Here is an 11,459-nt window from a genome sequence, read left to right as displayed (position 1 = left end):
GATGGACGAATGGTTCGGTACGGCGGCAAGCAGCCTGACCTGGGCGCTGATCGATTTCCTGTGGCAGGGCCTGCTGGTCGGCTGGGTGGCCGCGCTGCTGCTGGCGCTGATGCGCAAGGCGCGGCCGCAGGCGCGCTACCTGGTGGCTTGCGGCGCGCTGCTGCTGTGCGCGGCCCTGCCGCTGGCCGGAATGGTCGCCCGCATGGCCGAGGCGGACGCCGGCGCGGCCAGCTCCGCGCTGCCCGTGGCGGCGGGGAGCGCGGTGGCGGGCGCCGTGGCGGCGCTGCCGTTAACCGCCATCGATGCCGGCAAGTTCGCAGGCTGGGAATCCATCCTGCAGGAGCGCCTGCCGCTGGTGCTGCTGCTCTGGGCGCTGGGCGCCGGCCTGCTGGCCCTGCGCATGGTGCTCGGGCTGGCCTGGGTGCGCCGCCGTAGCCAGCCGGGGCACTACCGGCTCGACCCCGCCTGGCAGGCACGGCTCGACAGGATGGCGCGGGGCATGGGCATCGCCCGCCGCGTCACCCTGGGACTGGTCGACGACCTGGCGAGTCCGGTGACGGCCGGCTGGTGGCGCCCGGTGGTGCTGGTGCCGGCGGCGCTGGTGTCGGGCATGCCGCCGCAGCTGCTGGAAGCGCTGCTGGCGCACGAACTGGCGCACGTGCGCCGCTGTGACTACGTGGTGAATTTGATCCAGAGCGCGATCGAGATCCTGCTGTTCTACCACCCGGCCGTGTGGTGGCTGTCGAACCGGATCCGCGAAGAGCGCGAACAGATTGCAGATGATGTAGCCGCAAGCACGCTCGGCGAACCGCGGCGCCTGGCACTTGCATTGTCCGAACTGGACCTGTTCCAGTTCACCCCGCAACTTGCCCCAGCAGCACATGGAGGAAACCTTATGTCCCGCATCAAACGCCTGGTTCGTCCCGAAACCGAACCGCTGAACTGGAAGCTGGCGCTTCCGATCCTGGGCCTGGCCACCGCGGCCGCCTTCTACTCCTGGTCGGCGCCGGCCCACGCCGAGGCCGAGCAGCCGGCCCCGGTCGCGCGTGCCGAGCCCGCGCCCCGTCCGCAAGCCGCGCCGGCCGAGCGCCGCGTGGTGCGCAAGGACGGCAGTGAAGAGCCTTATGCCGTGGTGCGCGCCAACGACAAGAACACGACCATGACCGGCAGCAGCGACGACTGGGACGACATCAAGGAAGCCAAGCGCCGCATTGGCGGCGACTTCCTGTGGTTCCGCGACGGTGGCCAGGCCTGGTACATCCAGGATGCCGGCGTGCTGGCGAAGGTCGATGCCGCCTGGGCCCCGATGAACCGGCTGGGGGCGCAGATGGACGTGTATGGCAAAGAGATGGACGTGCACGGCAAGAAGATGGATGCGCTCGGCAAGGACATGGACGTGGCGGCGCGCGGCCTCAAGCCGGACGAGGGCAAGTTGCGCCTGGTCGAGGAGCGCATGGAAGCACTGGGCGAAGAAATGGAGAAGCTCGGCAAGCAGCTGGGCGCGACCGACAGCGTCAAGGAGCGCGAGCGCATCCAGGGCCGCATGAGCGAAGTGGGCCAGCAGATGTCGGCGGCGGGGCAGGAGATCAGCCAGCTGCACAACGGGCCGGGCATGCGCGAGGCGCAGAAGTCGATGGACGCAATCGGGCGCCGCATGAGCGAAGCCGGCAAGCCGATGGATGCGATCGGCAAGAAGATGGGCGCGCTCGGCAAGGAGATGGAGCGCGAGAGCAAGGCGGCGGACAAGACGGTGCGCGCCCTGATCCGCGAAGCGCGCGAGAAGGGGCTGGCGAAGCCGGTGCCGCAGGCGGGCTGAACCCACTCGGGCAATCGAGAAAACGGCCTGCCGCTCGGAGCGACAGGCCGTTTTTTACCAACTGGTCAAATAACGCCGGCGTGCTGCCTCGGCAGCGGCACCGGCGCCGCGACCGGTCTTACTGCTGCGCGATCTTGCCGCGCCATGCGCCGGTTTCCGAGCCGCGCTTCTCCAGCAGTTCCTTGAAGTTCTGCAGGTTGCCACGCAGTTCCATGCGAACGGCGCCCATGGCGTCGCCAACGGCTTCGAGCGCACCGTCCGGCTCGTAGTCCATCTGGACCATGACGCGGCAGCAGTTGTCCGAGATCTTGTGGAAGGTGGCGACACCGCCGTTCTTCACGCCGGTGACGCTGCGCCATGCGATGCGCTTGTCCGGGATCTGTTCGGTGATTTCGACATCCCACTCCTTCTCTTCGCCGGCCACGTTGGCGCGCCAGTGCAGGTGCTTGTCGTCGAGCTGGCGGATTTCCTTGACGCTCTTCATGAACTGCGGGAAGTCCTCGAACTGCGTCCACTGGTTGTACGCGGTCTTGACCGGAACGTTGATCTCGATCGATTCCGAGACCGACGAGCTGGCGCCATAACCACTGCGGTTTTGTTTCAGTTTTTTGGACAGCATCATGCCGCCGACGGCAAGTGCGGCAACGGTAACTACGCGGTTCAGCATAAGAATTCTCCTTTGATGGAAGCTGCCCGCACCTCTGACATGTTGGCCCGAAACGAGGGTGCGAGACTAAGGGCTTCGTGGACGACATGGTCTGACGGGCCACGCGATTTGTCGCGAATCTCTATTTAAAATAAGCGAAAAGACAATTGGGCGGCGCGCGAAACGATGGGCCGCTTATACTGATGAGCCTGTTGTTGGCTGCCAGAAAGGAGACCACATGAACTTGCAAGGAGGATGTTTCTGCGGTGCAGTTCGCTACACGGTAAGCGGCGATATTTTTAACAGCACCCTGTGCCACTGCACCGACTGCCGCCGGATTTCCGGCGCTCCTGCACTGGCCTGGTTCAGCGCGCGCCGGGCCGACTTCCGCTTCACCAAAGGCGAGCCGCAACGCTTCGCTTCGAGCGAGCACGTGCTGCGTGGCTTTTGCCCTCAATGCGGCACCACGCTCACTTTCGAAGACGACCGCTGGCCGGAAGAACTGGACATCGCCAGCGCCAGCCTCACCGACCCCGAACAGGTGCCGCCAGGCGACCATACTTTCGTGCGCAGCCGCCTGAGCTGGATGAACATGCACGACGGCCTGCCCGAATACCCGAGCACGCGGGCGGCCGGGAAATAGCCCACGGCCCTAACGCCGCCGGATGCTGCCGTCGCTGATCTGGGCCTGCGTGTGCACCAGGTTGGCCTCGAAGGATTGCATCTGCAATCCGACCGGCGTCATGTCCACGCCGGAGCCTTCGATGCGCGGGAACAAATCGTTTTCCTCCTCCTGGATGTGGGCCGCGACGGCGGTGATCAGTTCGCGCATCAGGGTGTCGCTGTGGCTGTCGTCGAGCGACATGCCTTCCAGCGTCGCGACCAGGTCGTCCACTTTCTGGTGGTCCTGCTCGAAGTGGCTGATCAAGGATTCGTCGATGCAGCGCACCGCCGGATAGAAGATCGATTCCTCCAGCCGCGAGTGCATGTGCAGGGCCTGCAGGATCTGGGTCCCGGCCTGCTTTTTCACCTCCTGGCTGTCGCTGTTGAGATACCTGTCGGCCAGCGCGCGCACCATGTCGTGGTCGCGGATCAATGCCTTGACCGGCTGGTCGACCGGAAACGCGCCTGCTGCTTTGTCGGTTGCCATACCATCCTCCCTCCCGTGTTCGCTCTATGGCGACGGCGTCCTGCCGCCGCCGTGGCCTTTCAGGCTAGTACAGGCAATGGATAAAACAAGGGATGGCGTGGCTCCCGCCGCACAGCTGGATGGGCATACAGTAATCACGGCGTTATAATGGCCGGATGCAGAATCTCCTCCATAACCTCAATCCCGAACAGCTCGCCGCCGTCACCCTGCCCTCGCAGAGCGCGCTGATCCTGGCCGGCGCCGGTTCCGGCAAGACGCGCGTGCTGACGACCCGCATCGCCTGGCTGATCCAGACCGGGCAGGTGTCGCCCGCCGGCATCATGGCGGTGACGTTCACGAACAAGGCGGCGAAGGAGATGCTGACCCGCCTGTCCTCCATGCTGCCGATTAATACGCGCGGCATGTGGATCGGCACCTTCCACGGCCTGTGCAACCGGCTGCTGCGTACCCACTACAAGGACGCCGCGCTGCCGCAAGCCTTCCAGATCCTCGATTCGCAGGACCAGCTCTCGCTCATCAAGCGCATGCTGAAGGCTGCCAACGTGGACGATGAAAAATACCCGGCCAAGGCGCTGATGTACTTCATCAACAACGCCAAGGAGCAGGGCCTGCGCGCCAATCGCCTGGAGCCGAACGACCCGATCGAGCGCCGCATGATCGAGCTCTACGAGCTGTACGAAGGCCAGTGCCAGCGCGAGGGCGTGGTCGATTTCGCCGAGCTGCTGCTGCGCTCCTACGAGCTGCTGGCCCGCAACGGCCCGCTGCGCCACCACTACCAGATGCGCTTCCGCCACATCCTGGTCGACGAGTTCCAGGATACCAACGACCTGCAGTACAACCTCTTGAAACTGCTGGCCGGGCATGACGAGGAGGGCGGCGGCGCCATCTTCGCCGTGGGCGACGACGACCAGAGCATCTACGCCTTCCGCGGCGCCAACGTCGGCAACATGCAGGCCTTCGAGCGCGAGTTCCGCGTCAAGAACCTGATCAAGCTGGAGCAGAACTACCGCTCCTTCGGCCACATCCTCGACAGCGCGAACTACCTGATCGCCAACAACACCAAGCGTCTAGGGAAGAACCTGCGCACCGATGCGGGGCAGGGCGAGCAGGTGCGCGTGTACGAAGCGGCCAGCGACCTCGAAGAAGCGCAGTGGATCATCGAGGAAGCCAAGAGCCTGATGAAGGACGGCCTGTCGCGCAGCGAGATCGCCATCCTGTACCGTTCCAACGCGCAAAGCCGCGTGATCGAGCACGCGCTGTTCGCGGCCGGCCTGCCCTACACCGTGTACGGCGGCCTGCGCTACTTCCAGCGCGCCGAGGTCAAGCACGCCATCGCTTATTTGCAGCTGATGGACAACCCGCACAACGATTCGGCTTTCCTGCGCGTGGTGAACTTCCCCACCCGCGGCATCGGCGCGCGCTCGATCGAGCAGCTGCAGATGGCGGCCGACTCCTACGGCATCTCGCTGTATGCGGCGGTGCCCTATATGACGGGCAAGGCCGGCAGCGCGCTCGGCAACTTCGTGAAGCTGGTCGAATCGGCGCGTTTCGAGACCCAGCAGCTGCCGCTGCCGGAACTGGTGCGCGTGGTGCTGGAACGCAGCGGCCTGTTGCTGCACTACCAGAACGAGAAGGAAGGCGCCGACCGCATCGAGAACCTGGAGCAGATGGTCAATGCCGCCACCCAGTTCGTACAGGAAGAAGGCTTCGGCCAGGGCGCCCCGGCCCACCTCGGCCCGCAGGCGCTGCCCCAGATCGGCGAAGCCATCGTCAACCAGGACGGCATCGAGATCCTCGATTCCGACGCCCCGCTGGCCAGCGTGATGTCGCCGCTGTCGGCCTTCCTCACCCATGCTTCGCTGGAAGCGGGCGACGCCCAGGCCCAGGCCGGACAGGATGCCCTGCAGCTCATGACGGTGCACTCGGCCAAGGGCCTGGAATTCGACGCGGTGTTCATCACCGGCCTGGAAGAAGGCCTGTTCCCGCACGAGAGCAGCGCGCGCGAACTCGATGGCGTGGACGAAGAACGACGCCTGATGTACGTGGCGATCACGCGCGCGCGCAAGCGTCTGTACATGAGCTTTACCCAGCAGCGCATGCTGCACGGCCAGACCCGCTTCAACATGAAGTCGCGCTTCTTCGACGAACTGCCGGAAGAGTCGATCAAGTGGCTGTCGCCACGCGTCCAGACCAACTGGTTCGCTGGCCGCAAGCAGACCACGGCCTGGGACGACGCCGCCTTCCGCGACGGCTCGGACAACAAGATCGCGCAGCAGATCACCCAGAAGTCCGGCAACGGCTCCGGCTGGCGGGTGGGCGAGAGCGTTTCCCACGCCAAGTTCGGCGAGGGCGTGATCGTGAATATCGAGGGCGGTGCGGGCGCGGCGCGCGCCCAGATCAACTTCGGCGCGGCGGGGATGAAGGTGCTGGACTTGTCGGTGGCGAAGCTGGAGCGCGTCGGCCGTTGAGTCTCTGACTCACTGATTCACTGCGTTAGCCTCAAGACCGTCATCCCGGCGAAGGCCGGGATCCAATTTCGCTAGCGTTTCGTTAGCGCCAGCAGAAATTGGGCGGAACAATGCCAGTGGCATTGTTCCGGCCTTTGCCGGAACGACGTGCAAAAGCTATTTGCTCAGGTTGACCGGGCCGGTCTGTGACCCACCATCCACCGGCTTCCCGAAAATCTGCCGATACCCCACATACATCGCGCACTGCAGCAGCAGGATGAACAGGAAGATCAGCCACATGATCACCACGCGCGTCATGTTCGAAGCGCCCAGCAGCAGCGTGATCACCATGCAGATCCCGAAGAAGATCGCGAACCAGGCCAGCAGCAGCACGATGAACACGCGCGCGCTGCGCACGACGGCGAAGAAGCTGTAGAACACCGCCTTACCGGCCGTCATCTTCTGCCAGTAGGTGAGCGGCGCGGCGAAGCACAGCGACATCAGGGCCGCCACGTCCAGCCCGAAAATCATGAACATCGCCAGGATGTCCGAGCCCGCCACCTGCGGCTGTCCGCCTTCGCGCCCCTGGCGCGCCACCTGTTCCCAGAAGCCCGGATCGACCGCGAAGCGCGTGATCACGGCCATCAGGAGCGACACGGCCAGGTAGATCAGGCCCACCTTGCACAAATCCTTCACCACCGGCTGGCGGAAGCCTGTCAGCAGCACACCGGGCGTGACCCGTTCGCCGTTCTCGATCATCAGGCAGGCCTTCATGAAGGCCATCGAGAACGACGGGATCAGGACCACCGCGATCATCGGCCCGAGCAGGGGCACCGCACTGATGCCGATGCTGATCAGGATGTTCGCGAACAGCAGCGTGGTCAGCGCGGCCGGTTGTTTGCGGAACAGGCCGGCGCCTTGCTTGAGCCAGTGCCAGCCGGTGATTGCAGGAATAGAGTTCATGTAGGCAGTTGGGGCGCGCCGCGTTCGATGCGGGCGCGCAGGATGCGTTCGAAGTGGGTAGGGTCGTGGGGCGTGAGCAATTCTGCTTCACGCGGAATATGCAGATCATACAGGCGCGACAGCCAGAAGCGCAGCGCGCCCGCGCGCAGCATCGGCAGCCAGGCTGCCTGTTCTTCCTGCGTGAACGGGCGCACGGCGTGATAGGCCGCGAGCAGGGCGCGCACGCGCGCTTCATCGAGCACGCCGCTTGCCAGGTCGACGCACCAGTCGTTGACGGTCACGGCGACGTCGAACAGCCAGGTGTCGACGCCGGCGAAGTAAAAGTCGAAGCAGCCGGTCAGGCGCTCGCCTTCGAACATCACGTTGTTGCGGAACAGGTCGGCGTGCACCGGGCCGCGGGTGAGCGCGGCATAGGTGGCGGTGCGCGCGAAGTCGCTCTGGAAGCTGACTTCATTGCGCAGCAGGTCCGCTTCGGCTTGCGAGATCAGCGGCAGCACGGTGGGCGCGGTCGCCGTGATCCAGTCCAGGCCGCGCAGGTTGGGCTGGTGCAGGGCGAAGTCTTGCCCGGCCAGGTGCATGCGCGCCAGCATGCTGCCGACTTCGGCGCAGTGCGCCGGTTGCGGATCGAGCTGCGAGGCGCCGCTCAGGCGACTGACGATGATGGCCGGCTTGCCGTGCAGGGTGACGACCAGTTCGCCGTCATGCGTCGGCACCGGCGCCGGCACCGGAATGCCGCGCTCGGCCAGGTGGCGCATCAGCTGCACATAGAAGGGCAGTTGTTCGAAGCGGAGGTTCTCGAAGATGGTCAGCACGAATTCCCCACGCTCGGTGGTGAGGAAGAAGTTGCTGTTATCGATGCCGGAGGAAATGCCCTGGAGCGCGAGGGCGTCGCCGAGGGGGAACTGCTTGATCCACTGGGAAAGGTCGTCCAGCGAGACCGCGGTAAAAACTGCCATGAGCTAGCAACAAAGGTGAGGGTCGGCTGCGGACGTCGAAGGCCGCAGCGTCAGGTTATTTTTTTTCGACTGGTTCCAGTGGCGGCGGGGGCGGCGCATCGGCGCGCGCGGGCACGCCTGCCTTGGCCGGTGCCGGCGACGGGGCCGCGTTGGCCTGGTCGGTCTGCTGCTTTTTCGGATTGCCGAAGTCGAATTCCATGACCTGCCATTGTGGGGCGCGGATCGCGCTGCTCTGGGCGTCGCCGGGTTGGGCGTTTCCTGGTGCAACGTTGGGTTTCATGATGTAGCGGCTCTTGCCGCTTTGCACTTCCACTTCGGTGACCGAACCGTCGTTGCCCCGCTTTTCGGTGATGCGGGTGCGTTCTTTCGGCGGAATGGTGGTTGCCGGCGTGTCGCTGCCCGGCTCGATACGCTCGAGCTGGGGCGGCGTTTGCGCCGGACGCTGTTGGGCTGGAGCCTGCTGCTGAGACTGCGCCGCGGCCAGGCCGGCGTGTGCGATCAGGCACAACGTCAGGAGTTTCAGGCGGGAAGATGTGCGCAACATGATGGTCACCTTGTGTCGTTTGGTTCATTGTAACAAACAGACACGCTTCCCTGTGAAAAGTGTGTGGAAGTTCGGCCAGGCCGATTCTGCGATAATGCCGGACACTTTGGCGCGGTCGCGCCGGCCTTATTTTGAGATGTCTCCCTATGGAAAATACCCTGCTGCTCGTTGACGGCTCCAGCTACCTCTACCGCGCCTACCACGCGCTGCCCGACTTGCGCAGCCCGGACGGTTTCCCGACCGGCGCCATGCACGGGATGGTCAACATGCTGCGCCGTTTGCGCGCCGACTACCCGGCGGCCTACATCGCCTGCGTGTTCGATGCCAAGGGCAAGACCTTCCGCGACGACCTCTACCCGGAATACAAGGCCACCCGCGCCTCGATGCCGGAAGACCTGGGCAAGCAGATCGAACCGATCCACGAAGTGGTGCGCCACCTCGGCTGGCCGATCCTGATGGTCGACGGCGTCGAGGCCGACGACGTGATCGGCACCCTGGCCGTGCAGGCCGCCGCGCGCGGCATGAAGACCATCATCTCGACCGGCGACAAGGACCTGGCCCAGCTGGTCAACGACAAGGTCATGCTCGTCAATACGATGAGCAACGAGAAGCTCGACGAGGCCGGCGTGCTGGCCAAGTTCGGCGTGGCGCCGAACCGCATCATCGATTACCTCACCCTGGTCGGCGACACCGTCGACAACGTCCCGGGCGTGAGCAAGTGCGGCCCCAAGACGGCGGTGAAGTGGCTGACCCTGCACGGCTCGCTCGACGGCGTGATCGAGAACGCCCATGCGATCAGCGGCGCGGTCGGCGAGAACCTGCGCGCCGCGCTGGAGTGGCTGCCGAAGGGCCGCGAGCTGATCACCGTGAAAACCGACTGCGACCTGGTGAGCCACGTGGTGTCGTTCGAGGAAACCCTGGTCGGCCGTCCGGAAGACGCCGAAGCCCTGCGCGACTTCTTCCAGCGCTACGGCTTCAAGACCATGCTGCGCGACCTGGGCGGCGCAGCCCGTGCCGACGGCGCGGTGGCGCCGGCGCGCGGCGCGGGTCCGGGCGGCGCACCGCTCAATTCCCCCGAAGGGGCATCCGGCACGCTGCCCGGCATGGCCATCATCAAGGGCGAGTACGAGACCATCCTCACCGACGAGCAGCTGGACAAATGGCTGGCGCTGATCGATGCCGCCGAACTGACCTCGGTCGACACCGAGACCACCTCGCTCGATCCAATGACGGCCGAGATGGTCGGCATCTCGCTGTCGACCGAGGCCGGCAAGGGCGCCTACATCCCGGTGGCGCACCGCTACGCCGGCGCGCCCGACCAGCTGGGTCGCGAACACGTCCTGGAGCGCATGCGTTCCTGGCTGGAGGATCCGGCCAAGCCCAAGCTGGGCCAGAACCTGAAGTACGACATGCACATCTTCGAGAACCACGGCATCAGGCTGAAGGGGATCGTGCACGACACCCTGCTGCAGTCCTACGTGTTCGAGTCGCACAAGCCGCACGACATGGACACCATGGCGATGCGCCACCTCGGCTACACCACGATTCCTTTCGTCGACGTGTGCGGCAAGGGCGCCAACATGATCTGCTTCGACCAGGTCGAGCTGGGCCGCGCCACCGAGTACGCCGGCGAGGATTCCGACATCACCCTGCGCCTGCACCAGACCATGCTGCCGCACGTCGAGAGCGACGCCGGACTCACCCGCATCTACCGCGAGATCGAGATGCCGACCATGGAAGTGCTGCAGAAGATCGAGCGCAACGGCGTGCTGATCGATTCGGAACTGCTGCAGGTGCAGTCGGGCGAGCTGGGCGCGCGCATGCTCGAGCTGGAACAGCAGGCCTACGAACTGGCCGGCGGTCCCTTCAACCTCGGTTCGCCCAAGCAGATCGGCGAGATCTTCTTCGTCAAGCTCGGCCTGCCGGTGATCAAGAAGACCGCCACCGGCGCCCCGTCCACCGACGAAGAGGTGCTGCAGAAGCTGGCCGAGGATTACCCGCTGCCGAAGATCCTGCTCGAGCATCGCGGCATGTCCAAGCTGAAGTCGACCTATACCGACAAGCTGCCCAAGATGGTCAACCCGAAGACCGGCCGCGTGCACACCAACTATGCGCAGGCGGTGGCGATCACCGGCCGCCTGTCCTCGAACGAGCCGAACCTGCAGAACATCCCGGTGCGTAATGCCGAAGGCCGCCGCATCCGCGAAGCCTTCATCGCGCCGCCCGGCAGCGTGATCGTCTCGGCCGACTATTCGCAGATCGAGCTGCGCATCATGGCGCACATCTCGGGCGACCCGGCCATGCTGAAGGCCTTCGCCGAAGGCGAGGACATCCACCGCGCCACCGCCGCCGAGATCTTCGGCATCCCGCCCGAAGAAGTGCAGAGCGAGCAGCGCCGCTACGCCAAGGTGATCAACTTCGGCCTGATCTACGGCATGAGCGCCTTCGGCCTGGCCCAGAACCTGGGCATCGAGCGCGGCGCGGCGTCCAACTACATCGAGCGCTACTTCGCCCGCTTCGCCGGCGTGAAGCAGTACATGGACGAGACCCGCCTGCAGGCCAAGGCGCGCGGCTACGTGGAAACCGTGTTCGGTCGCCGCCTGTGGCTCCCCGAGATCAACTCGCCGAACGGCCCGCGCCGCGCCGGCGCCGAACGTGCGGCGATCAACGCGCCGATGCAGGGCACGGCGGCCGATTTGATCAAGCTGGCCATGATCGCGGTGCAGGGCTGGCTGGAAGCCGACAAGCTCGGCACCCGCATGATCATGCAGGTGCACGACGAACTGGTGCTCGAAGTGCCGGAAGCCGAACTGGAACTGGTTCGCGTGAAGCTGCCGGAACTGATGGCGGGCGTGGCCACGCTGAACGTGCCGCTGGTCGCCGAGACTGGCGTGGGGCCGAACTGGGAACGAGCTCACTGAGCTTGCGCTAACGGAG

9 protein-coding genes are annotated in these 11,459 nt (G+C 65.2%); 4 read left to right on the top strand and 5 right to left on the bottom strand.

Annotated elements, in window-relative coordinates:
- The first annotated feature begins 1 nt into the window (after position 1).
- The gene (locus tag YWC_RS0113020) at positions 2-1,816 is read left to right on the top strand and encodes a M56 family metallopeptidase (RefSeq protein WP_027865774.1); all 1,815 of its coding nucleotides are present in this window, start codon (positions 2-4) and stop codon (positions 1,814-1,816) included.
- A 118-nt stretch (positions 1,817-1,934) separates the two neighbouring features.
- On the opposite strand, the gene YWC_RS0113015 is transcribed toward YWC_RS0113020, so the two are convergent.
- Entirely contained in the window at positions 1,935-2,483 is a 549-nt protein-coding gene (locus YWC_RS0113015; RefSeq protein WP_027865773.1) for an SRPBCC family protein, read from the bottom strand.
- Between the two features lie 217 nt (positions 2,484-2,700).
- Here YWC_RS0113015 and YWC_RS0113010 point away from each other — a divergent pair, with 217 nt between their 5' ends.
- Positions 2,701-3,105 carry a GFA family protein gene (locus tag YWC_RS0113010; protein WP_027865772.1) on the top strand — a complete coding sequence of 135 codons (405 nt, stop codon included), beginning with the start codon at positions 2,701-2,703 and terminating at the stop codon, positions 3,103-3,105.
- Positions 3,106-3,114: 9 nt separating this feature from the next.
- On the opposite strand, the gene YWC_RS31595 is transcribed toward YWC_RS0113010, so the two are convergent.
- Complete coding sequence (locus YWC_RS31595; protein ID WP_051306433.1) at positions 3,115-3,612, bottom strand: hemerythrin domain-containing protein; 498 nt, start codon at positions 3,610-3,612, stop codon at positions 3,115-3,117.
- Positions 3,613-3,767: 155 nt separating this feature from the next.
- Here YWC_RS31595 and YWC_RS0112995 point away from each other — a divergent pair, with 155 nt between their 5' ends.
- A complete protein-coding gene (locus YWC_RS0112995) occupies positions 3,768-6,080 on the top strand; it encodes a UvrD-helicase domain-containing protein (protein ID WP_027865770.1) in 2,313 nt (770 codons plus the stop codon).
- A gap of 156 nt (positions 6,081-6,236) precedes the next feature.
- Here YWC_RS0112995 and YWC_RS0112990 read toward each other — a convergent pair whose 3' ends face one another.
- From YWC_RS0112990 to YWC_RS0112980, 3 genes are read right to left on the bottom strand one after another with little or no spacing between them, the layout of a single operon-like run.
- Positions 6,237-7,022 carry a BPSS1780 family membrane protein gene (locus tag YWC_RS0112990; protein ID WP_027865769.1) on the bottom strand — a complete coding sequence of 262 codons (786 nt, stop codon included), beginning with the start codon at positions 7,020-7,022 and terminating at the stop codon, positions 6,237-6,239.
- Positions 7,019-7,978: a homoserine kinase gene (locus tag YWC_RS0112985; RefSeq protein WP_027865768.1), complete on the bottom strand. Its 960-nt coding sequence runs from the start codon at positions 7,976-7,978 to the stop codon at positions 7,019-7,021. Before YWC_RS0112985 ends, YWC_RS0112990 begins: the two co-directional genes overlap by 4 nt.
- Before the next feature lie 55 nt (positions 7,979-8,033).
- The gene (locus YWC_RS0112980; protein WP_036214324.1) at positions 8,034-8,522 is read right to left on the bottom strand and encodes a hypothetical protein; all 489 of its coding nucleotides are present in this window, start codon (positions 8,520-8,522) and stop codon (positions 8,034-8,036) included.
- Between the two features lie 146 nt (positions 8,523-8,668).
- Here YWC_RS0112980 and polA point away from each other — a divergent pair, with 146 nt between their 5' ends.
- Positions 8,669-11,443: a DNA polymerase I gene (gene polA / locus YWC_RS0112975; RefSeq protein WP_027865766.1), complete on the top strand. Its 2,775-nt coding sequence runs from the start codon at positions 8,669-8,671 to the stop codon at positions 11,441-11,443.
- Positions 11,444-11,459: the final 16 nt, after the last annotated feature.

This window comes from Massilia alkalitolerans DSM 17462, assembly GCF_000427785.1.
Lineage (GTDB): Bacteria > Pseudomonadota > Gammaproteobacteria > Burkholderiales > Burkholderiaceae_D > Telluria > Telluria alkalitolerans.
This window is presented reverse-complemented; position numbering and strand designations above follow the sequence as displayed.